This window comes from Pseudomonas sp. R5(2019), from assembly GCF_009905435.1.
Classification (GTDB): domain Bacteria; phylum Pseudomonadota; class Gammaproteobacteria; order Pseudomonadales; family Pseudomonadaceae; genus Aquipseudomonas.
Genome location: NZ_JAAAMT010000037.1, coordinates 1 through 22490 on the forward strand (window position 1 = coordinate 1; position 22490 = coordinate 22490).

Annotated in this window: 22 protein-coding genes; 9 read left to right on the forward strand and 13 right to left on the reverse strand. The window is 63.7% G+C overall.

Annotated elements, in window-relative coordinates; genetic code table 11:
• Positions 1 to 388: 388 nt before the first annotated feature.
• Positions 389 to 988 (forward strand): hypothetical protein, encoded by a 600-nt coding sequence (locus GUY40_RS20620; protein ID WP_166570759.1) that lies wholly within the window; start codon positions 389 to 391, stop codon positions 986 to 988.
• Positions 989 to 1334: 346 nt separating this feature from the next.
• Here GUY40_RS20620 and GUY40_RS20625 read toward each other — a convergent pair whose 3' ends face one another.
• The 6 genes from GUY40_RS20625 to GUY40_RS20650 form a co-directional block, all read right to left on the reverse strand.
• The gene (locus GUY40_RS20625) at positions 1335 to 2909 is read right to left on the reverse strand and encodes a FadD3 family acyl-CoA ligase (protein WP_256675805.1); all 1575 of its coding nucleotides are present in this window, start codon (positions 2907 to 2909) and stop codon (positions 1335 to 1337) included.
• Positions 2910 to 2926: 17 nt separating this feature from the next.
• A complete protein-coding gene (locus GUY40_RS20630; protein WP_166570761.1) occupies positions 2927 to 3955 on the reverse strand; it encodes a ferredoxin--NADP reductase in 1029 nt (342 codons plus the stop codon).
• Between the two features lie 2 nt (positions 3956 to 3957).
• Positions 3958 to 4719 carry a glucose 1-dehydrogenase gene (locus tag GUY40_RS20635; protein ID WP_166570762.1) on the reverse strand — a complete coding sequence of 254 codons (762 nt, stop codon included), beginning with the start codon at positions 4717 to 4719 and terminating at the stop codon, positions 3958 to 3960.
• Positions 4720 to 4729: 10 nt separating this feature from the next.
• A complete protein-coding gene (locus GUY40_RS20640) occupies positions 4730 to 6448 on the reverse strand; it encodes an FAD-binding protein (protein ID WP_166570763.1) in 1719 nt (572 codons plus the stop codon).
• 58 nt (positions 6449 to 6506) lie between these two features.
• Positions 6507 to 7697, reverse strand: coding sequence for an acyl-CoA dehydrogenase family protein (locus tag GUY40_RS20645; RefSeq protein WP_166570764.1), 1191 nt, complete (start codon positions 7695 to 7697; stop codon positions 6507 to 6509).
• Between the two features lie 185 nt (positions 7698 to 7882).
• Positions 7883 to 9313 (reverse strand): coniferyl aldehyde dehydrogenase, encoded by a 1431-nt coding sequence (locus GUY40_RS20650; RefSeq protein WP_166570765.1) that lies wholly within the window; start codon positions 9311 to 9313, stop codon positions 7883 to 7885.
• Positions 9314 to 9533: 220 nt separating this feature from the next.
• On the opposite strand from GUY40_RS20650, the gene GUY40_RS20655 reads away from it, so the two are divergent.
• From GUY40_RS20655 to GUY40_RS20680, 6 genes are read left to right on the forward strand one after another with little or no spacing between them, the layout of a single operon-like run.
• Positions 9534 to 10535 carry a flavin reductase gene (locus GUY40_RS20655; protein WP_166570766.1) on the forward strand — a complete coding sequence of 334 codons (1002 nt, stop codon included), beginning with the start codon at positions 9534 to 9536 and terminating at the stop codon, positions 10533 to 10535.
• A 33-nt stretch (positions 10536 to 10568) separates the two neighbouring features.
• Positions 10569 to 11342: a glucose 1-dehydrogenase gene (locus GUY40_RS20660; RefSeq protein WP_166570767.1), complete on the forward strand. Its 774-nt coding sequence runs from the start codon at positions 10569 to 10571 to the stop codon at positions 11340 to 11342.
• 16 nt (positions 11343 to 11358) lie between these two features.
• A complete protein-coding gene (locus GUY40_RS20665; protein ID WP_166570768.1) occupies positions 11359 to 12150 on the forward strand; it encodes a fumarylacetoacetate hydrolase family protein in 792 nt (263 codons plus the stop codon).
• Between the two features lie 21 nt (positions 12151 to 12171).
• Positions 12172 to 13068, forward strand: a complete 897-nt coding sequence (locus tag GUY40_RS20670) for an acetaldehyde dehydrogenase (acetylating) (RefSeq protein ID WP_166570769.1) — start codon at positions 12172 to 12174, stop codon at positions 13066 to 13068.
• A 10-nt stretch (positions 13069 to 13078) separates the two neighbouring features.
• Positions 13079 to 14110 (forward strand): 4-hydroxy-2-oxovalerate aldolase, encoded by a 1032-nt coding sequence (gene dmpG / locus GUY40_RS20675; RefSeq protein WP_166570770.1) that lies wholly within the window; start codon positions 13079 to 13081, stop codon positions 14108 to 14110.
• A gap of 17 nt (positions 14111 to 14127) precedes the next feature.
• Complete coding sequence (locus tag GUY40_RS20680) at positions 14128 to 15444, forward strand: MFS transporter (RefSeq protein WP_166570771.1); 1317 nt, start codon at positions 14128 to 14130, stop codon at positions 15442 to 15444.
• 81 nt (positions 15445 to 15525) lie between these two features.
• Here the strand turns inward: GUY40_RS20680 and GUY40_RS20685 are convergent, their stop codons facing one another.
• From GUY40_RS20685 to GUY40_RS20700, 4 genes are all read right to left on the reverse strand, one after another.
• Positions 15526 to 16290 carry an SDR family oxidoreductase gene (locus tag GUY40_RS20685; protein WP_166570772.1) on the reverse strand — a complete coding sequence of 255 codons (765 nt, stop codon included), beginning with the start codon at positions 16288 to 16290 and terminating at the stop codon, positions 15526 to 15528.
• 102 nt (positions 16291 to 16392) lie between these two features.
• The gene (locus tag GUY40_RS20690; protein WP_166570773.1) at positions 16393 to 16701 is read right to left on the reverse strand and encodes a hypothetical protein; all 309 of its coding nucleotides are present in this window, start codon (positions 16699 to 16701) and stop codon (positions 16393 to 16395) included.
• 269 nt (positions 16702 to 16970) lie between these two features.
• The gene (locus GUY40_RS20695; protein ID WP_166570774.1) at positions 16971 to 17408 is read right to left on the reverse strand and encodes a DoxX family protein; all 438 of its coding nucleotides are present in this window, start codon (positions 17406 to 17408) and stop codon (positions 16971 to 16973) included.
• Positions 17409 to 17510: 102 nt separating this feature from the next.
• On the reverse strand, positions 17511 to 18932 hold the full coding sequence (locus GUY40_RS20700) for a transglycosylase SLT domain-containing protein (RefSeq protein ID WP_166570775.1): 1422 nt from the start codon (positions 18930 to 18932) through the stop codon (positions 17511 to 17513).
• A gap of 142 nt (positions 18933 to 19074) precedes the next feature.
• Between GUY40_RS20700 and GUY40_RS20705 the strand changes: the two genes are divergently transcribed.
• Together GUY40_RS20705 and GUY40_RS20710 are read left to right on the forward strand one after the other, a co-directional pair.
• The gene (locus GUY40_RS20705) at positions 19075 to 19881 is read left to right on the forward strand and encodes a TatD family hydrolase (protein WP_166570776.1); all 807 of its coding nucleotides are present in this window, start codon (positions 19075 to 19077) and stop codon (positions 19879 to 19881) included.
• Positions 19882 to 20008: 127 nt separating this feature from the next.
• Positions 20009 to 20371: an Mpo1-like protein gene (locus GUY40_RS20710; protein WP_166570777.1), complete on the forward strand. Its 363-nt coding sequence runs from the start codon at positions 20009 to 20011 to the stop codon at positions 20369 to 20371.
• On the opposite strand, the gene GUY40_RS20715 is transcribed toward GUY40_RS20710, so the two are convergent.
• From GUY40_RS20715 to GUY40_RS20725, 3 genes are all read right to left on the reverse strand, one after another.
• Complete coding sequence (locus GUY40_RS20715) at positions 20368 to 21165, reverse strand: acyl-CoA thioesterase II (protein WP_166570778.1); 798 nt, start codon at positions 21163 to 21165, stop codon at positions 20368 to 20370. The two genes, GUY40_RS20710 and GUY40_RS20715, sit on opposite strands and share 4 nt — an antisense overlap.
• 65 nt (positions 21166 to 21230) lie before the next feature.
• A complete protein-coding gene (locus GUY40_RS20720) occupies positions 21231 to 22007 on the reverse strand; it encodes a CHAD domain-containing protein (RefSeq protein WP_166570779.1) in 777 nt (258 codons plus the stop codon).
• A 24-nt stretch (positions 22008 to 22031) separates the two neighbouring features.
• The gene (locus GUY40_RS20725) at positions 22032 to 22310 is read right to left on the reverse strand and encodes a hypothetical protein (protein WP_166570780.1); all 279 of its coding nucleotides are present in this window, start codon (positions 22308 to 22310) and stop codon (positions 22032 to 22034) included.
• Between the last annotated feature and the right edge of the window lie 180 nt (positions 22311 to 22490).

Genomic DNA, 22490 nt, shown 5'->3' on the forward strand with positions numbered 1-22490 from the left:
GATGGGCCGCGCAGCGGCCCCGGAGGCCAGTCATATCTGTGATGTAGCTTGCGGTTGTGGTGGTTATGGAATCGCCGGGGCCGCTGCGCAGCCCATCGCGGCCAGGTCCGCTCCTACATCAGCTCTGCATTGGCATCGAAGGCTGGAGCACTCAGTGAGATAGAAAGTTTTCCTACGAAGTGGAGGCGTAATTTCTTACCAAGCAGGTTTGAAATTCTCTAGCCCCAATCATCTTTCCAGAAATATCCTACGCAGCTTGTCGCCTCTCGTGAGCTTGTCCCCTGGAAGCCTTCTCCTTAGGCTTTCTCGGTCGCTGCAGATGCAGCGACCGGGTTTAGCAGCTCGTCCCAGACCAAGGAGCCTCCATACATTCTAGGAGTTGCACCTTATGAAGTTCGCCACAAACTCAACACCCTCACGTCCCGGCACCATTCTTCAAACCGCCCAATCCCCCTTCTGTTCCTGCCACAACGCCCACGAATCACTTTTCCAAGTAAACAGCGGCATCATCGCCGAAGACGCGCTGATCCACATATCCCGCCATCTGCAAACCGCCTTTGAAACCGCCACCCGCATCTACAATGTCACGCCCATGCTCGACACCGGTCTGCACTGGTCCACGGTGTGGGCTGTTGATGCGGCCCGGACTTTGATCGAGGCGTTGTTGAGTGGTGCAGACGATGTGGTGATGCCGCCCAAGGAGGCTGTGGGGCTGTTCGTCCCCGGCACCATTCGCAAGACGGCTGAAAAGCCGTTCGGGCATTTTGGGGCCTGTGATTTGCCGATGTTCAGTGCGCGCGGCGGAGTGCTGGCGGAGGATGTGCTGGTGCATGTTTCGCTGTATCTGCAAGCGGCATATGCGACCGCCAATCAGGTGTGCGGGTTGACGCCGCAATCAGAGAAAGGGCTGCATTGGGCGACGTTGCATGCCATTGAAGCGGCGCTGGCATTGACTGAAGCGCTGATGGATGGCTCGGACGCGGTTTAGCCTTGAGTGAGCCTCAATTCATAGGCCTCAGCCAAATAGACTGGATGTGGAATGCGATGGGTGTGGGAGCCAAGCTTGCTCGCGATGACGTCAGTGCAGTCGACAGAAATCCCGGCAGTGTAGACGCAGCTGTTCGCGGAAAATGCTGAACCCGAGGTGGTGCCATCGCGGGCAAGCCTTGCTCCCACACCGATCTCCATTCACGCCGATATTGAGCAGCGGGCTTTTGACCTTGTGGGAGCCGAGCTTGCTCGCGATGCAGACGCCGCGGTGCGTCAGGACCACCGCGGCGTCTGCATCGCGAGCAAGCTCGGCTCCTACAGCAGAGTTGCGTTGGCCTCGAAGGCTACTGAGTGGGGGCGTGCCGCTCACCCTGCTCCCGGCGCAACGCCAGCTTGTCGACCTTGTTCGAGGCATTGGTCGGCAGGCTTTCGTAAAACACCACTTGCCGCGGCACCTTGTAGTTGGCCATGCGCTCACGACTCCACGCGATCAGCTCGGCAGCGACGAGCCTGTGGCCGGGGCGGACCACCACGCAGGCGCAGCCCACCTCGCCCATGCGCGCATCGGGCAAGCCGATCACGGCGACCTGGGCGATAGCCGGGTGAGCACTCAGGGCCGCTTCGATTTCAGCCGGGTAGCAGTTGAAACCGCCCACGATAAACATGTCCTTGAGCCGGTCGGTAATGCGCAGGTTGCCCGCCGCATCCAGGCTGCCGACGTCGCCGGTGTGCAACCAGCCTTCGGCATCGAGGGTTTCGGCGCTGGCTTCGGGGTTGTTGAAGTAGCCCTGCATCACATGAAAACCGCGCAGGCAGATTTCGCCGGTTTCTCCCTTGCCCAACACCCGCCCCTGTTCATCCTGAATGCTGACTTCAGTGCCCGGAATCGGCTTGCCGCTGGTGCCGGCAATGATTTCAGGTGAGTCGTTGGGATCACAGATAGTCGCCAGCCCACCGCATTCGGTCAGGCCATAGGCGGTGGTGACCACCGCGCATCCGAGGTCGCGGCGGATACGTTCGATCAAGATCGGTGGGATGGACGATGAGCCGGTGACGGCCACCCGCAAGCTGGAGAGATCGCTCTCGGCCAGCTTGGGGTGGTCCAGCAGCGACAGGTACAAGGTCGGTGGCCCTGGCATGACGGTGATGCGCTCGGCGGCCAGACGCTCGAAAATCTGTTCGGCGTCGAACACCGCGTGGGGCAGGATGGTCGCCCCGGCGAGCAGGCAGGTCAGCCAGCCGGCCTTGTAGCCAAAGGCATGGAAGAACGGGTTGACGATCAGGTAGCGATCACCAGGGCGCAGGCCGATGATTCGGCCGTATTCGGTGAATGCGCGCAGGCTCTGGGCGTGGGCGCACATCACGCCCTTCGGCTTGCCGGTGGTGCCGGAAGTGAAGAGCAAGTCGCACAGATCGTCGGGCTTGACCTGCAAGGCCCGCTCGCGGGCCGCTTCCTCGCTCACTTCGGCGCCGGCGGCCAGGAAGCCTTCGAATTCGGGAGCGTCCAGCTGCACCATGTGCTCAAGGCTGGCCGGTCGGTGTGGGGCGAGCATGGCGCGGTAGTCGTTGCCCAGGAACAGGCCCTGCATGAACAACACTCGAGCGCCACTGCGCGCGAGGATGTCGGCCGCTTCGGTACCCTTCATGCGGGTATTGAGCGGTACCAGCACCGCGCCGGCGCATTGCAGGCCGAGGGCCAACAGCACCCACTCGATGCGGTTCGGTGCCCAGATCGCCACCCGGTCGCCGGGATTGATGCCCATGGCCATCAGGCTGCGTGTAACGGCCAGCACCCGGTGGGGCAGCTGGGCGTAGTCGATCAACTGCCCTTCGCCTTCAAGGGCGGTGCGCCCGGCATGTTGGTGGGCTGCCGCGAACAGCAGGCGGCCGATGGTGTTCGGGTAGGCGTCAGTGCTCATCAAAGCTCTCTCCAGCATCAATCGGGAAAACGCAGGTGCACATGGCTGCTGCTGGCCACGGCCTGGCAGGCCAGGGTCCAGCCTTCACGCAGTTCCTGGGCGTCCAGTGCCTGGTTGGCCAGCAGCTCCACCTCGCCGGACACCAGGGTGCACATGCACGTAGCGCAGGAGCCCACCAGGCAGGAATGCGGTGGCTGCAGGCCGTCGCGGCGCATGGCGCTGAGCAGCAGCTCGCCAGGGGCGCAGTCGATCTCGCGGGTTTCGCCGTCCAGTTCGACGGTCAATCGGGTGGCGACTGTCGAGGTGCTTTCAGGCACGGGTGCCAGATCACCCTCCCCCGGCAACGACACAAAGCGCTCCACATGCACGGCCGTGCGCGGCAGACCGGCCTGGTTCAGGGCCGTGACGCTGGCGTCCATGAACGGCCCCGGGCCGCAGATAAACGCCTCGGCCTGCTCGAAGCCCTGGGCAAAGGCCGCCAGTTGTTCAGGCACCGGATAGCCCTGCACGCTGTCGAGCCAGTGCACCACCTGCAGCCGTTGCGGGTGCGCGGCAGCCAACTCGCGCAAGCGCTCACGAAAGATCACCGACTGCTCGTCACGGTTGGCATAGATCAGCCGAATCCGCCCGCGACCACGGCGCAAGGCAGTACGCAGGATCGACAGCACCGGGGTGATGCCGCTGCCGCCTGCAAACAACAGAAAATCCCGATCCAGTTCGCGGGGCGTAAAGACCCCGGCCGGTGGCAGTACCTGCACGCTGTCGCCTTGGCGCAACTGATCGCACAGCCAGTTTGAACCACGCCCGTCGGCGACCCGCTTGATGGTGACGCGTAACGGTTCGTCTTCGGCGGGCGAGCTTGAGAGCGAGTAACAACGTGGCAGCCAGCCGTCAGCATGGGGCACACGCAAGGTCAGAAACTGGCCAGGTCGATAGTCGAAGCACGCTGCCAACGCTGCTGGCACGTTAAACACCAGCGAGCAGCTGTCGTGGGTTTCAGCCACGACAGCGGCGACCTGCAAGGTGATGTAGTCAGGAGCGCTCATGGTCAGATACTCATGACGAACTGTCCGCTGTCCACGCGCAGCTCGATGCCGTTCACCGCCCGCGCTTCGTCCGAGGCCAGGTACAGGATCGCATCGGCGACATCGGAGGGCAGGCAGGAACGGTTCATTGGATCGTGGTCGATGGTCAGGCGCGCCGGGTCTACGCCTTGCGGGTAGGTGGCGCGGGTCATGGCCGTGAGGATGCCGTCGGGGTGCACCGAGTTGCAGCGAATGCGGTATTTGTTCAGACGGCAGTGCGCGGCCACGCTGCGGGTCAACGCCGCCACCGCCCCCTTGCTGGCGCTGTAGGCCAGGTAGTCGTGCTTGGCAGCGATGGCGGCCACTGACGACATGTTGATGATCGAGCCGCCTGCGCCGATTTTCATCAACGCCAGCGCGGTCTGGCAGCCCAGAAATACGCTCTCGGCATTGACGCGCATCAGCCGTTGCCAATCGGCCAGGCTCGCGTCCTCGACCGAGCCTTTGAGCAAGATCCCGGCGTTGTTGACCAGCACATCAAGGCGCTGAAAGCGTGCCTTGATCAGCTCGGCCAGTTGCTCCCAGCCCTCGGGCTGGCTGACATCCTGGGCCATGAACAGCGCCTTGCCGGACAGTTCCTCGGCCAGTTGCTCGCCGGCCTGGACATTGAGATCGGTAAACACCACCCGCGCGCCTTCGGCAACGAAGCGGCGTACCGTGGCCTCACCGACGCCACTGGCACCGCCGGTGATCACGGCGACCTTGTCGTTCAATCGTGCACTCATATCAGTCTCCTCAGGCGACGCCGGCCAAGTGGCGGGCGGCGATGTAACCGAAGGTCATGGCCGGGCCGAGCGTGGCGCCGGCACCCGGGTAGGTGCTGCCCATCACCGAAGCCGAGGCGTTGCCAATGGCGTACAAGCCTTTGATGGGCTCGCCGCTGTTGCGCAGTACCTGGGCCTTGGCGTTGGTCAACAACCCACCCTTGGTGCCGATGTCACCGGCGTTCATGCGCATGGCATAGAACGGCCCTTTGGCAACGGGTGCCAGGCAGGGGTTGGGCTGGATATTGGAGTCGCCGTAGTAGCGGTCGAAAATATTGCCGCCACGGCCGAATTCCTCGTCCACGCCAGTCACCGCGTAGTGGTTCATCCGCTCGACGGTCTGGGCAAGGTTGCCCGCATCAACGCCGATCTGCCCGGCCAACTCATCCAGGGTCTCAGCCTTCCAGTACAGGGAGCCGAGCCAGGCCTTGCGCAGGCGGCTGTCGGGCATGATCTGCGCCGGCATCAGCGGGCCCATCGCATAGTTGAAGCGGAACTTGCTGTCGAAGATCACCCAGCACGGCACGCTGGCGCCGCCACTTTGCTGGTTGTCGCGATACATGGCGTCGACGAATTCCAGATACGGCGCCGCTTCGTTGACAAAGCGCTGGCCTCGGCCGTTGACCACCATGGCGCCAGGGAACGCGCGCTCGGCGAAGACCCCGCGGGATTTGTCCTCGCCCGGGATCTGCAGGGTTGGCGCCCACCAGGCCCAGTCCATCAGATCAGTGGCGGCGCCCAGTTGCTGCGCAGCCTCAAGGGCCGCCCCGGTGTTGGCGCCGGGCGGTGTGGCGCTCCAGGCGACCTGGGAAGGCTGCGGCAAATACTTCTCGCGCAGGCGCTGATTCTGCTCGAAGCCGCCGGAACCGAGGATCACGCCCTTGCGCGCACGAATCGCCAGCGATTGTCCGTCTTGAGTGACGCGCAGGCCGATCACCCGGCCGCCCTCTTCGATCAGCTCGTTGAAATCGGTGTTCAGCCACATCCCCACGTTGCGGTCCAGCAACGAAGCGCGCAGGCTTGCGATCAATGCGTTACCCAACGCGGTGCGGCGGTCGCGCGTGCTATTGGTCTTGCGCCGCCACGACACGTCAAGCTTGTAGCGCAGCATCAGCCACATCACCAGCAAGCGCCAGCCGCGCGTCCTGGCCATGGCCTTGTGGGCATGCCGGGCGGTCCAGGCGATCTTGCCCATCAGCATGTTGCCCGGCGCGGCTTCGCGCAGGCCGGGCAGTTCGTCACCCAGTTGGCTCAGGTCGAACAGTTCCGGGTCAAGGGTTCGCCCGCCGGGCAAGGCGCCGGGCAGGTGCGGGTAGTAATCGGGGTATTTGTCGGCGACGGCATAACGTACCCGGGACTTGTCTTCCAGATAGCGGATCATCTTCGGCGCTTCGGCGAGGTAGGCCTCCAGCCGCGCGGGGTCAACCTGATCGCCGATCGCCGCCTTGAGATAGGCGCGGGCCTTGTCCAGGCTGTCGTTGCCGCCGATGGCCTTGAAGTAATGGTTGTTGGGAATCCAGATGCCGCCGCCGGAAAGCGCCGAAGTGCCGCCGTACTGGGCAGCCTTTTCGACCACCAGCACCGTCAGCCCTTGGTCAGCGGCGACCAGCGCCGAAGTCATGGCGCCGGCGCCGGACCCGACCACTACCACATCAAAAACGGCTGCGTATTCATTGTTGTTATCGTGCATATCCAGGCTCGCTTGGCTCAGAAAAAGTCGCCCGCCGACCTAGGTGGCGGGCAGCGGCTTATACGTACGGATCGGGGTTGGGCAGCCCCAGTTGTACCGCGCCGAACGACCGGCCGTAGGCCGCCACGTTGTTGGCGATATGCCCGCGCGCCTGATGCAGATCGCGGAACAGGCGCGCGACCGGATTGCTGTTGTACAAGCCGGAGGCGGCCATGCAGCGCAGCAAGGTGTTGACCTTTTCGGCGCAAATGTTGGTGACATAAGCCGACTGGTAGCGGTACAGCAGACGCGTCTTGACGTCGGGGAAAGCGCCTTGCGTAGCGGTGTCGAGCAGAGCGTCGTAGTTGCGCTCGAGCACCAGCTTGAGCATGTCCAACGTCAGCACGGCATCGGCCACAGCGTCCTGGGCCACCGGGTCTTCGGCGGTCTTGGCGCCGTGCTTGCCGATGTGCCGGGCTGCGTTGTCGCTGAACTCATTGATGGCCGCTTGCAGCGCACCGATCGCCGAGGTGGACACCGCGCGGGAAAACACCTGAGCGAAAGGAATGGCATACAGCGGATTGGTATTGATCTGGCGGCCCGGCGTCGCCTCGATGGCGGTGTTGTTGGTGCGCTGGACCCGATGGGCCGGCACGAATACATCTTCGACGACAATGTCGTGGCTGCCGGTACCGCGCAGGCCCAATACCTCCCAATTACGCTCGATGCGGTAGTCGCTGCGCGGCAACAGGAAAGTCCCGTGTTCGGCGCCCTGGCCGTTTTCATCAGCCGGTATCACGCCGCCGAGCAGGCACCATTGGCAATGCTCGCTACCGCTGGAGAAACCCCAGCGACCGCTGACGCGGTAGCCACCTTCGACCGGCGTGACCTTGGCCACCGGCATGTAGGTCGATGACACCAGGGTCGAACTGTCCTGGCCCCAGACATCCTGCTGGGCCTGCTCCGGGTAGCGCGCCAGCTGCCATGGGTGCACGCCCATCACGCCATAGATCCAGGCGGTGGACATACAGCCCTCGGCGAGGGTCATCTGGATCTCGAAGAAGGTCCGCAGGTCCACCTCGAAGCCGCCGAAGCGCTCGGGTTGCAGCGCCCGGAACAGACCGGCTTCCTGCATATCTGCGATGGTTTCGTCGGGAATCTTCAACGCAAGATCGGCTTGCGCGGCCCGGGCCTTGAGGCTCGGTATCAGGGCGCGCGCGCGCTCGATCAGGTCGGTCTCTAGGCGGGTTTTCTCGCGAGTGGCTGCCACCGTGGCGTCCTCCAAAGGCAGCGCGGCTGGAATGCGCGCAGTGGGGAGGATTATGGAAAGGTGGCGGGGGTTGATCATCGTCAAAGCGGACTAGCACGGGCATTGTGGTAAACCTATTCGCGGATAAATCCGCTCCCACATGTGGGAGCGGATTTATCCGCGAAGCTTTTTGCCTTCAACACAAATCAGCGGCTGACCTGGCTTTGCATCGCCGCAACAAAATGCTCGCCATACGGCGGCAACACCCCCCACTCACGACGCGGATCATGCGCCGGGCTCTGGAACACCGTGCGGGCATGGCTGAACTCGATAAAGCCTTCGCGACCATGGTAATGACCCATCCCCGACGCCCCGACGCCACCAAATGGCGCATCTTCCATGGCCGCATGCATCAACGCATCGTTCAGCGTCACCCCACCCGACAGGGTGTGATCCAGCACATAAGCCTGCTCCTGCAGATCATCGCCAAAGTAGTACAACGCCAACGGCCGCTCACCGGCATTGATATGGGCCACTACCTGTTCGATGTCGCGGTAACTGAGCAGCACCAGCGCCGGGCCAAAGATTTCTTCCTGCATGATTCGCGATTGCGCGGGCGGGTCGATCACCAGGCTCAACGGCCGCTTGCGGCTATGGCGCTGGGGCGCTTCAGCCGGACAATGAATGATCCGCGCGCCCTGCTCTGCCGCATCATCGAGCAGTGCGTCGATGCGCTGCAGATGCCGGTCGTTGATCACTGAGACAAGGTCCGGATTGCCTTCGGCATTGGGCCACAGTTCGCTCCACGCCGCGCTGAATGCGGCAATGAAAGCCTGTTGCTGATCCTGCGGCACGTAGAGCAGATCCGGAGAGATGCAGATTTGCCCGCCGTTGGTGCCCTTGGCTATCGCCAGGCGCCGCGCCGCTTCTGCCATATCCAGCGAGCTCCCCAGAATGGCCGGCGATTTGCCGCCCAGTTCCAGCGTCACCGGCACCAGGTGCTCGGCAGCGCAGCGCATGATGACCTTGCCCACCGCCGTGCTGCCGGTGAACACCAGGTGATCGAAGGCTTGGCTGGCAAAGCCCTGGGCCACGTCCGCACCACCGGTAATGACCGCCAGCTCCAGTGGGTCGAAGCGCTCGGCAATGGCCGCTGCCAGTACCTCGGCGGTGTGGCTGCTGACTTCAGAGGGCTTGAGCACCGCCCGGTTGCCGGCCGCAAAGGCCGAGGCCAGCGGGCTGAACAAGGTAAACAGCGGCGCATTCCAGGTGCCTAGGATGCCGATGCTGCCTTTGGGCTGGTAGCGCACCCAGGCTTTGGCACCCAGTTGGTCATAAGGCGCGAAGGGTTGACGCGGCGAATCCGGCAACCATTCGGCCAGATGATCGCGCGCGTACTTGAGTGAGGTCAGCGAACCGAGTACGTCTTGCATCAGACCGAAGCCCGGATGCCGACCGCCAAAATCACGGTCCATGGCTTCGGCCAGCGGCTGGCTGTAATCGACCAGCAAATCGATCGCCGCTTGCAGGCGGCGCTGGCGTACCTCGAGGCTGACCAAGCCCTGATGATCGGTGGCAACACGTTGGGCGGCCAGCACGGTTTCAAGCTGGGCCACGGACTGCAGGCGAGCGTTCATGGGGGCGATCCTTTTCGCCGCTGGGCGGCTGTTGTGCTTTTTAGGGAAAAAGCAGATTAGCCGAGCCCTTTCTCGCCCCTCATCGTCTGAACGGACCAGCCATTGGGCTGGGCTTGCCGGGATGCCGGACCGCCCGGCTCCTACTCCATAAAGACGATGAGTGAAGGCTCGTAGCTGCCGATACTGGCTATCACGACAGACCCGATTCACGAGGCAGACCATGACTGCTCCAGGCAGCTTCAACCCGCAGGCGTTCCGCAGTGCGCTGAGTACCTTCACCACTGGTGTCACCATCATCACCACACGCACGCCAGACGGCGAGTCGGTGGGCATTACCGCCAACAGCTTCAACTCCGTGTCGCTCAACCCGCCGCTGGTGCTCTGGAGCCTGGCCAAGTCGGCGCTGAGCCTGGCCGCCTTTGCCGAAAATCGCCACTGGAATGTGCACGTGCTGTCCCACGAGCAAGAAGTCCTCTCGGGCCGTTTTGCCTCGCGCGGCGAAGACAAGTTCGCCGGGGTCGACCTGGACAGCGGCATCAACGACATCCCCTTGCTGCACGACTGCACGGCGCGCTTCCAGTGCCGCACGGCATCCATGTACGAAGGCGGCGACCATGTGATTTTCGTCGGCGAGGTGCTGGCCTTCGACAAGAGCGAGCGCGCGCCGCTGGCGTTCCAGAGCGGCCAATATGCACTCGCCGCGCGCAAGCCGCACAACGGCGCGCGCCTGGCAGCCGAGCCGCCACCGGAGTGCAGCTACACCGAAGATCTGCTCGGTTACCTGGTGGGCCGCGCCCACTACCAACTGCTGGATGAACTGCGGCGCCTGCTGCACAGCCAGAAGATTGATGAACATGGGTTTTTCGTGCTCTCGGTGTTGTGCATCCGCGACAACCTGAACCTCACCGAGATCAACAATTATGTCGCCTACACCGGCAAGGAAGTCTCGCAGTCGATGTTGCTGTTCCTGGAGAAACAGGGCTACATCGCCATCGAAGAGCGCTCGGGCGAGCAACGCTTTGTGCTCACCGCCGCCGGGCGCGAGGTTTCCCTTGAGCAGATCGCGCTGGCCAAGGCCGTCGAGCAACAGGTGACCGAGAAGCTCGGGATCGGCGACGCCCAGGCCCTGAAAATCCTGCTCAAGCGCCTGATCCAGATTTCCGACCCCGGCCTGCCCGATCTGTGGGCCCCGGCCCCGCAGCTCGCGGCCAGGCTCGGTTGACACTTCCCTTTGGCACTCTCGCAAGGAGCCTGTATGAATCTGCTCGATCGCTTTACCCTGCATGACCGCGTCGCCATCGTTACCGGTGCCGGTCGAGGCATCGGTCGCGCCATTGCCCTGGCCTACGCCCAGGCTGGGGCGCAGGTAGTGTGCGCCGCCCGGACCCTGGCGGACGTGGAACAGGTCGCGGCGCAGATCCGCGCCGACGGCGGCCAGGCCATTGCCGTGCGCTGTGACGTCAACGACGCCGAGCAGCGCGAGGCCCTGGTGGCCGCCGCGCACGAAGCCTTCGGCAAAATCACCCACCTGGTCAACAACGCCGGGGGCGCTGGCCCCAACAACCCGCTCGAACTGCCCTTCGAGGCCTTCCAGCAAACCCTGGCCTTCAACGTCACCAGCGCCTATCACCTGACCCAGCTGTGCGTGCCGCACATGCAACAGGCCGGTGGCGGCAACATCATCAACATCACCTCCGGCGCCGCCCGCTACGTGCAAAAGCAGTTCAGCGCCTACGGTGCGGCCAAGGCTGCACTGAGCCACATGACCCGGCTGCTGTCCCAGGATTTCGCGCCATTGGTGCGCGTCAACGGCATCGCGCCCGGGCCGATTCTGACCGATGCGCTGAACAGAGTCATGCCGGCGAGCATGCGCGAGGCGATGGAGAAAAACACGCCGCTGGCGCGCCTGGGTGAGGTCGAAGACATCGCCATCGCCGCGCTTTACCTGGCCACCCCGGCGTCGAGCTGGGTCACCGGCAAGATCCTCGAGATCGACGGCGGCGCTGACTCCAGCGTCTGGCCCGGCTAACCAAGGAAATCTTCGTATGCTCGACCAAGACCTGATCGTCGCCCTGGGCGATGAGCTCTACCACGCGCTGCAATCGCGCACCCCGGTCACCCCGCTGACCTCGCGCCTGGATTTGACCGTCGAGGAGGCCTATCGCATCTCGCTGCAATTTTTGAAGCGCCGTGAAGCCCTCGGCGAGCAGGTGATCGGCAAGAAAATCGGCGTCACCAGCAAGGCCGTGCAGGACATGCTCAATGTCCACCAGCCCGACTTCGGCTTTCTCACCGACCGTATGCAAGTGGCCAATGGCAGTGCCGTAAGCCTGCGCGAGCAGCCGATGATCCAGCCACGGGCCGAGGGCGAGATCGCCTTTATCCTGGCCGCCGACCTGATCGGCCCCGGCGTCACCGCCGATGATGTACTGGCCGCCACCGAGTCGGTGACCTGCTGTTTCGAGATCGTCGACTCACGCATCCAGGACTGGAAGATCGCGATCCAGGACACCGTCGCCGACAACGCCTCGTGCGGCGTGTTCGTGCTCGGTGAGCAGCGCGTCGACCCGCGCAGCCTGGACCTGGCCAGCGTCGAGCTGAACATGCAGCTCAACGGCCAACCGGCCGGCCATGGCTTTGGCAGCGCGGTGCAGGGCCACCCCTGCGAAGCGGTCGCCTGGCTGGCCAACACCCTCGGCCGCCTGGGCATTCCCCTGCGCCGTGGCGAGGTGATTCTCTCCGGTGCCCTGGCGCCGCTGGTGCCGGTCGGCCCGGGCGATCACATCGAAATGACCATCAGTGGCCTGGGCGCCGCCAGCCTGCGCTTTATCGACTGACCTGACGCGACGGAGCATCCCATGAGCAAAAAGATCCGCTGTGCCCTGATCGGGCCAGGCAATATCGGCACCGACCTGTTGTACAAACTGCAACGCAGCGAGGTGCTGGAACCGGTCTGGATGGTCGGCATCGACCCTGAATCGGACGGCCTCAAGCGCGCCGAAGCGATGGGGCTCAAGACCACCGCCGAGGGCGTGGACGGCCTGTTGCCGCATATCAAGGCCGACGATATCCGCATCGCCTTCGACGCCACCTCTGCCTATGTGCATGCCGAAAACAGCCGCAAGCTCAATGAGTTGGGTGTGCTGATGATCGACTTGACCCCGGCGGCCATTGGCCCCTACTGCGTACCGCCGGTCAACCTGGCCGCCAACCTCAAGGCCGGCGCCCTGAACGTCAATATGGTCACCTGCGGCGGTCAGGCGACCATTCCGCTGGTGGCCGCCGTCTCGCAGGTGCAGCCGGTGGAGTACGCCGAGATCATCGCCACCGCGGCCTCAAAATCCGTCGGCCCCGGCACGCGCAAGAACATCGACGAATTCACTCGCACCACCGCCGCCGCCGTGGAGCAGGTGGGCGGTGCGAAAAAGGGCAAGGCGATCATTGTCATCAACCCGGCCGAGCCGCCGCTGATCATGCGTGACACCGTGCACTGCCTGACCGAAACCGCGCCGGATGAAGCGGCCATTACCGCCTCGATCCTCGCCATGATCGAACAAGTGCAGCAGTACGTGCCCGGCTACAAGCTGGTCAACGGTCCGGTGTTCGACGGCAACCGGGTGTCGATTTTCATGGAGGTCGAAGGCCTGGGCGACTACCTGCCCAAATACGCCGGCAACCTGGACATCATGACCGCCGCCGCCGCGCGCACGGCGCAGATGTTCGCCGAAGAACTTCTCAAGCAGACCGACGTTTAAGGAGCGGGCCATGGACCTCAAAGGCAAGAAAATCACCGTGCATGACATGTGCCTGCGCGACGGCATGCACCCCAAGCGCCACCAGATCAGTCTCGAGCAGATGACCTCCATCGCCCAGGGGCTGGATGCGGCTGGCGTACCGCTGATCGAAGTGACCCACGGCGATGGCCTGGGCGGCAGTTCCGTCAACTATGGGTTTCCGGCGCACACCGATCAAGAGTACCTGTCGACCGTTATCCCGCTGATGAAACAGGCCAAGGTCTCGGCCCTGCTGTTGCCGGGTATCGGCACGGTCGATCATCTGAAAATGGCGCAGGAGCTGGGCGTCCACACCCTGCGGGTGGCCACCCACTGCACCGAAGCGGACGTCAGCGAGCAGCACATTTCCCTGGCGCGCAAGCTGGGCATGGACACCGTCGGTTTTCTGATGATGGCGCACATGAACAGCCCCGAAGGCTTGTCCGCCCAGGGCCGGCTGATGGAAAGCTACGGCGCCAACTGCGTGTACATCACCGACTCGGCCGGCTACCTCTTGCCTCACGACGTCAAGGCGCGAGTCCAGGCCTTGCGTGACACGCTGCAACCGGGCACCGAGATCGGCTTTCACGGCCATCACAACCTGGCCATGGGCGTTGCCAACTCGATCGCCGCCATCGAAGCCGGCGCCACCCGCATCGACGCGGCGTGCGCAGGTTTGGGCGCCGGCGCCGGCAACACGCCGATGGAAGTGCTGGTGGCGGTCTGCGCGCGCATGGGCATCGAGACCGGCGTCGACGTCTTCGGCATTCAAGATGTCGCTGAAGACCTGGTGGTGCCGATCATGGACTTCCCGATCCGCAGCGACCGCGACGCACTGACCATGGGTTATGCCGGGGTGTATGGCTCATTCCTGCTGTTCGCCAAGCGCGCGGAGAAAAAGTACGGCGTATCGGCCCGGGAAATCCTGGTCGAGATGGGTCGTCGCGGCATGGTCGGCGGCCAGGAAGACATGATCGAAGACACCGCCCTGACCTTGCTCAAACAACGCCAGGCCAAAGCCTGAAACCCGGGAAACCATCGATGACCGTGCCTGCCTGCGAACGTGATACCCGGCTGGGCACGAATGCCCACCGCCTGCTGCTGCTGATCATGCTGGGTTACGCCGGAACATTTCTGGGCCGGCAGATCATGTCGGTGATGATCGAGCCGATCAAACGCGAGTTCGCCGCCAGCGACGCGCAGATGGGGCTGATCTCGGGCCTGGCGTTCGCGCTGGTCTATGCCTTCGCCGGGCTGCCGGCCGGGCGCTTGGCCGACAGCCGGTCGCGGGTACGGTTGTTGCTGGTGAGCATGCTGCTGTGGGCGCTGGCGACCTTGCTCAGCGGGGTCGCCAGCGGCTTTGCCGTGCTGGTGCTGGCGCGCATGCTGACGGCGGTGGCCGAAGCGCCCGTGACCCCGGCTTCGCTGTCGTTGATCGCCGACCTCTACCCGCCGCGCAATCGCTCGCTGGCCATCAGTTGCTTCACCGGCGCCCCGACCTTGTCGGCGGTGCTGGGCCTGAGCGTCGGCGCCTGGATCGTCGAACAGTACGGCTGGCGCAGCGGCTTTCTGGCGATCACCGCACCGGTATTGCTGGTGACCCTGGGCCTGCACCTGTTTGGCCGCGAACCGGCACGCGGTCGCTGGGACATTGCCGTGGGCACGCCCTCGCCGATCGAATCACTGACCCAGGCCGCGCTCAGCCTGATGCGCAACCGCCCTTACCTGCTGCTGATGCTGGCCAATGCCCTGGCCACCTTCAGCGCCTTTGCCCTTTCGATGTGGAACACCAGTTTTCTGATGCGCTCTCATGACCTGCCCTTGCAGCACGCCGGGATCCTGGCCGGCGTGGTCGGTGGTTGCAGTGCAGCGTTGGGTGGGCTGGTCAGTGGCTGGCTGAGCGATCGGCTGGGCAATGGTCAGCGCCTCTGGCTGCTGCGCGTGCCGCTGCTCGGGCATGCACTGGGGCTGGGATGCCTGCTGGCTTATCTGCTCTGGCCGGCGGGTGTCCTGTTCGAGGTCGGCGGTGTGCCGGTCCCCTCTGCGATGCTCTGGGGCGCCCTGGCCGGGTTCTTCGGGATGTGGTGGATTGGCGCGTCGTACAACCTGCTGACCCAGCTGGTCAACCCTTGGCAGCGGGCCACGGCGGTGGCGCTGCAAACGGTGTTTTCTACATTGTGTGGCGCCGGGTTGGGGCCGCTGGTGACCGGGCTGCTCAGTGATTGGCTGGTGCCGGGGTTTGGCGAGGAGTCGTTGAGGTATGCGCTGGCGCTGGTGAGCTTGAGTTTGCTGGTGCCGATGGGGTTGTTGGTGGCGGTGTATATATCGCAGCGGTCGATTCCCTCAATTCGCGGATAAATCCGCTCCCACAAATTTCTCTCACGTTATGTGAAAGGGCTGTTGTGGGAGCGGATTTATCCGCGAATAAGCCCTAAAGCCTCAGAACCGATCCGGCCGCATCCGCGCATCCATCCCGCCATCGGCAAATACCACGCTGCCGTGCATGAAGCTGGCCTGCTCGGACAACAAGAAGACAATCACCGCCGCCAATTCATCCGGCTGGCTGCCACGCCCCAGCGGCGCAACAAACTTGCGGGTGGATTCGCCGTAGACCGGGTCGTCCTTGGAGGCCTGGAACAACGGTGTCTCCACGGCGCCTGGCGCAACCACGTTCAAACGCACCCCCTGCTCCGCCCAGGTCTCTACCTGGCGGCGAACATGAAGGGTGACCGCGAATTTGGAGCTGGCATACGCCATGTGCGGGGCCGCTGCATCGGCGTCTGCCCTGGCGACTTGCTCGTCACCGGCCAGCATGGCCTGAACCATGGTCGAACTGTCAGCGCCCGGTTGTACCGAGGCCACGGACCCGACGACCACCGCCGACGGCGACTGGCCTTTGGCCAAGGCCGGCAGCAAGCCGTCAAGCACCTGAGTGACGCCAAAGTAATTGACCGCAACCATCAGGCCCCCGCTGCTGGTACCGACGCCGACCCCGGCGCAGCAAACCAGGCCATCGAGCACCCCGCCGCAGCGCTCCAGCGTTTGCTCGACCGCAAGCGCGCGCCCGGCCGGGGTGGACAGATCGGCCAGCACCTCGGCGTTGGCGCGATCGATCGCGATCACGCTGTGCCCTTGGGCCTGGAGTTGGTGTTTGAGGGCAGCGCCGATGCCGGAACCGGCGCCGGTGATGGCAATGACAGACATGGGGAATCTCCATAATGATGAGCAGATCGAGCCCGCAGCCGTGGGCTGCGGGCGACCTGCTCATTGTTGTGGTTCTGCGCGTGGCTGCATCGTCCGGCAGGACTAGCGCAGGGTGATCAACCCTTGGCGGGCGATGCGGGTGAGCTGGCGGATCACTTCATCGGCGGTGGCGCTGGAAGGGGCCTGGACCACGGCGAGGTCGAAGCGATCATCGGCGTACTGGGCCAGGGCCGCGACTTCGTCGACGAACTGGACAAGAAATGCCGTGGCCTTGCCCTTGCGCCGGGGCCAGCCATCGAGGTGACGCAGCAAGGTAGGTTGGTGGTGACCACCGAGGAGAATTCGGGGGATGCGTGAAGCCGGGCTATGGGTCAAGGGCGCCAGACAGACACTCGTACGCGGACAACTCATGATGATTTTTCTCCGCCTCCTGTTCCCGCCGGGCAGGTGGGAGGCGTCACCGAACCAGCGCTTTAGCGGTATTTCGGGGCCATTGAAGTCCTCCGGCGCCCCGCAAGTAGCTGTTTAAATCGGCGCATGCAGAGCATCCTAAGAAGCGCATCGGGGGATGTCAATTGCTCATGTAAGAAAAATCGCGGTGCATTCATTCGCGGATAAATCCGCTCCCACATTAGGTCATTGTGGGAGCGGATTTATCCGCGAAGCTTTTGAAGCCTGGATCAGGGCTGGGTAATCGCCGCATCCACCGAAAGCTTGCCCGCCCCTTCAAACAGGACCGCGATGGTGCCGCCCAACAGGGCCAGGGCAAATTCATAACCGTTGTTGGCCATGAACAGGCCGTTGTTGATGTGCACCGCGAAGATCGCTACCAGCAGTGTCGCCGCCAGTGCCACCGCCGCAGGCCGGACCAGCAGACCGATGATCAGCGCCAGGCCACCAAAGAATTCGGCACCGCCGGACATCGCCGCCATCAGAGTGCCCGGTGCCAGACCGATGCTTTCCATCCACTGGGCGGTGCCGGCCAACCCGTGGCCGCCGAACAGGCCGAACAGCTTCTGGGCGCCGTGGGCGACGAAGATGATACCGACCGGAATGCGCAATACGGTCAACCCGAAGCCTGCACGGGTGCTCAGTACTTTGTGGAGTTGGGTGTTCATCGTGAAGTCCTTTGCTGGAGAGGTGTGGGATGGCCACGATCCTAATCATATTTACAAATATTAAAATCGCAAATATCAGCACTTACAGATTAACAAATTCGATTATTTCCGTGAGGCAACCTTGCGCCCCGCCGGTTCCAGCGATTCCCGTTCACGGTCGAAGGCCAAGTAGTATTTGTTGACGCTACTAACATAGCTGACGACCGACATCCCCACTTGTTCCATGGCGATACGCTCGACCTGGAAGAACCACTGGTTGGGGTTCAGGCCGCGCCGCCGCGCTTCGGCGCGCATGCCCTGCACCCGCTCCGGGCCCATGTTGTAGGCCGCCAACACAAAGGCCATGCGTTCGCGTTCATTGAACTGGTTGCCGGCAAAAAACGTGCGCCGGATCATCGACAGGTAACGGGCACCGGCCTGGACGTTGCTATCGACTTGATTGATATTACCAACTCCCACTCGCTGCGCCGCCGCCGGGGTGATTTGCAGCAGGCCCGTGGCACCGCCGCTGCCGCGCGCCTGGGGGTTGAGCGAGGACTCCTTGAACGCCAGCGCGGCCAGGTTCAGCCAGTCAAGATTTTGCGCGATGGCGTGGCGCTGCAACACCGGGCGCAGTTTTTCCAGGCGCTGGCGGTCGGCGTGGGCCAGGGGGTAATGAACGCGGTAAAGCCGGCGATACACCCGCACAAAGGCGGCATCCTGGTCCGCCGGCACACGGTAGCCCTTGAGGAAGCGGTCGACGCTGGCCAGCAGCATCGAGGCGTCGCGGCGCACGTACCAGTGCATCTGTTCGGGCGGGCTGATGTGTACCTGAGGGTCAAGGCGCAGTTTGGGCATCACTTTGGCCCAGCGCTCGGCTATCGGCTGCTCGACCACGGTCAGGTGAAAGATCCCGGCCTGCACCATCTCCAGCACGTCTTCAACGGCCAGGCTTGGGTCAACCCATTCAATCTTGATCGGCGAGCGCTTGCGCAGCGCCAGCTTCTGGTTGATGTCATGCACCGAATCGCTGGCCGCACTGCCGGTGGGCAAGGCCAGCGTTTTGCCGGACAGCTGCTCGATACCGGTGTAACGGCGTTCGCCCTTGCGCCCGACCAGCATCAGCCGCACGTCGCCACCCATGGCACCACTGGCGCTGACGGCATGGGTCGGCGCCAGGTCGATCAGTTCTCCCGGCGCCACCAGATCGCCCTCGCCACGCTGCAAGGCGCCGAGCAATTGATCCTTGGCCCTGGGGATGATTTTCAGCTGGATTTCATGTCCGTCACGGGCGCGGCCGTTGAGGTATTGCTCGAAGGCGCGCAGGCGGTGGTATTCGACACCGATGGATTCACCCTGCACTTCACCGGAGCTGTTGCGGCTCTGGTTGACCAGGACGCGCAGCACCCGACTGCTGCGAATCTCGGCCAGGTCCCGGGCCTTGCTGGTCTGCACCACCTCCTGTGGACCTGACAGGCGCGCGGCCGCCGGCCACGACGCGAGCAGCCCCAGGCACAGCACAATCAGCAAGGAGGATCGCGTCATCCACTCTCCCGGAAAAGACACCAACGCTATAATTCACCGCAGCAGACAGTCACAACCCTTTGAAGTTCTTGGTTTTATTTATTTTTATTCAGCTCTGGTAAGCTTTTCGGCCCTGAAAACGATGTGGCACCGAGGTGGCAACATGCAACTCATCGACATTGGCGTCAATCTGACCCACGCAAGTTTTGCCTCGCAACTGGACGCGGTACTGGAGCGTGCCTACAGCGCTGGGGTGTGCCAGATGATCCTGACCGGCACCAGTGTCGAAGGTAGCGAACAGTCCCTGGAGTTGTGCCGCCAGCTGGATGAAAGTGGCCAGCGGTTGTTCGCCACCGCCGGCGTTCACCCCCACAGTGCCAGCGATTGGAACGCCGATACCGCCCGGCGCCTGCGTGCCCTGCTGGCTGAGCGCGGCGTGCAGGCAGTGGGTGAGTGCGGGCTGGATTTCAATCGCGATTTCTCGCCCCGCCCGCAACAGGAAAAGGTCCTGGAAGAGCATCTGGCGCTGGCGGTCGAGCTGCAAATGCCGGTGTTCCTGCATGAGCGCGACGCCAGCGTGCGCTTGCTGGAGATTCTCCGGGACTACCGGGATCGCCTGCCTGCCGCCGTGGTGCATTGTTTTACCGGTGAGAAAGCCGCGCTGTTCGGCTACCTGGACCAGGACCTGCATATCGGTATCACCGGCTGGATCTGCGATGAACGCCGGGGCACCCACCTGCACCCGCTGGTGCGCAATATCCCTCAGGGCCGCCTGATGCTCGAGAGCGACGCGCCCTACCTGCTGCCGCGCAGCTTGCGCCCCAAGCCGAAAAACGGCCGCAATGAGCCGGCCTACCTGCCCGAGGTACTGCGCGAAGTGGCCCTGCACCGAGGCGAAAGCATCGAAACCCTGGCCGTCCACAGCAGCGCCTGCGCCCGCGCCTTCTTCAATTTGCCGAGCATTGCTTGAGCCCGATCAACAATTGAGTGAGCGGCCGCACGGCAGGCGCGATTCGCCTGACCTTTGGGGCCGCGCTATGCTTTGGGTGTGCGGGACCGCCGCGACGGAGACCCACCACCGCCCAAGGAGCCCCCAAATGAAACGCTTGCCCAACCTCCCCTCCTGGCAATGGCGGGGCTATCACCACAACCATCGCAACCCGACCAACCTGGTGTTGCATCTGATCGCCGTGCCACTGTTCATTCTCGCGGCGCTGTTGATTCTGTCCGGGATTTTCGGCCTGGATTTCGCCTCCTTTGCCGTCGGCATCATCGGCCTGTTCGCCGCCCTTGGCCTGCAACGCCAGGGCCACCGGCTGGAAGCCGAGCAACCGGAGCCCTTCAGTGATCGCCACGACGCGCTGAAACGACTCTTGGTCGAGCAGTTCATCACCTTCCCCCGCTTCGTCTTGAGCGGGGGCTGGTGGCGAGCCTGGCGCGAGCGCCATCGGCGACATTAAGCGAATACGGTCACCGTCTGCCGGCTGAGGGCCAGCAGTTTGCCCTCGGCGGTCCACACCCCGGCGGCGGTATGGCCGTAGCCATCGCGGGCATGCTCGACTTCGGCGCAATAGCGCACCCAGTCATGGGTGCTGAACGCCGGCATGGGCTGGACGAACTCGATGGTCCAGGTCAGGGTGCTGCCCGCTGCAGGCCGGCTCAAGTACGGCAACACCGCTGGCGGCCAGGCGTCTACCAGCGCCAGCAGGTGCGCTTCGGTAGCCGGCTCTTTCTGCACATCCCCGCGAAGCCGCATCCAGCCGCCCATCTGGCGCGACGGCGTGTTGGTGAACGGCAGCGCGCCCACGCCCCAGCGCATCGCCAGGAATCGAATGTATTCCGGCGTCATGCCCTCGACGTAGTGCAGTTCATCCGATTCCTCTAACGACTTCATTTCGACAGCCGGCAGGCTGGGCACATCAATAGCCGAGTCGCGGAACGCCCCAAAGCTGCCCTGAATCAAGGTCACCACGGCCCCCTTCTGCACCGCGCGCCCCAGCAGCGAAACCACCGCCTTGCCTTCACGCAGGACGTCCACCTCAAAGCTGATCGGCACTTGCGGCTCGGCGGGGGCCACGAAGGTGATCGCCAGCGACCGTACCGGACGCTCGGCGCTGACCCTGGCGCACATGGCTTCGTACAGCAGCGCGGCCATCAACCCGCCAAAGCAGGCACGGCCTTGTGACCATTGATTGGGAATGCTGACCGCCTGGGGGTTGGCACGCACGGCAGCCAAGAGCTGGGATAACGGCATGGGAACCTCGGCACGTAATAGGTGCCGTGATAGTAACCAGCCAGCGTGTGGAGTACAGCGCGTGTTTATGCCAATTTAGCGGCCTGGCAGGCGTCCAGCAGCTTCTCGAGCACGCCGTCGGCACGCTCCTCGGCGTTGTGCATGGCGGCCGACCAGCGGGCAATGCAGGGCGAGAGGTCGGCCTCGGTATCGGCCTGCAACAACCACTGGAAGTGGTCGTGCCAGTCGCCCAACGCCGCTTGGGCGCGCTTCAGACTGCGGGTCAGCGCCGGCGTCGCCCGGTCCAGCTGCGGGTAGGCCTCCGCGGCATAGCGCACCCGCTTGATCAGCAGGCGCAAGCGATGACGGTCATGGGCCGGGTCTTGCAGGGCCGCCACCAACTGCTTCCACTGTTTGGCCAGGCGCTTCTCCAGCCGTGGGTGCAGCTTGCGCAGCAACCGTTGGCGCTGGGCGACGCGCAGGAACCCGGGAAAAGCATCCAGCACGTTCAGCAGTTGCTGCAGTTCGGCACTGGCGGCCACAGCAGGAAACACCCCGGCCATTTCTCCGAGCCGGCGCTGCGCCGGCTCCACCTGCCCCATCTTCAACAGTTGCGCGGCCAACACCTCTTTGTCCCGCAGCGGCGTGGTCAGATCGCCCACGGCCTTGGCCGCAGCTTCCAGTTGCTCGATACCCGGGCGCTCGCGCAGCGGGCGCAACAGGCTGCGCAAGCGCCGCACACTGGTGCGCAGATCATGCAGGGCTTCGCTGTCGGTCTGCGCCGCCAGGCGGGCCTGGCAGGCCAACAGGCGAACCTGGGCGGTGATGACCCGTGCAACGACATGATCGACCAGTGCGGACATCGAAAAACCCCCTTCAGGAAACGGTCACCGCCCGGCGCGTGACTCACGAATGTAGAACCGTGCTTTCTCGGCCTTCCTGGTACAGCCCTCGAAGCCCTCGAATTGCTGCTGGGTCTTGGCGCCGGTCAGCAGTGACAGCGCCTTGGAATAACTCACAGTGCCGGCAAAGCCTTCCGCCTTGGCGATGTCCAGCTCTCGCCAGGCCGCGTCCAGCTGGTTGCCACAGCTGTCGCGGTAGGCAGTCTTGCCCGCGCAACCGGCCAACGCCAGGGCCATCAACGGCAAACAGATCCAGGCTTTCATGGGTGACACCTCATACGTCAGGATTGATGCGAAATCAGACGGCAACATCGACAAAAAGTGCCCGGGCTCGCTACTGACAAGGGTAGCGTAGCGCGTCTGGAGAACGAAGCATCGCCAACGGTGATTGTAGGCTGGCGTGCATTGGGTGCATTGTTAGCACACTGCCTTGTGAACTCCACC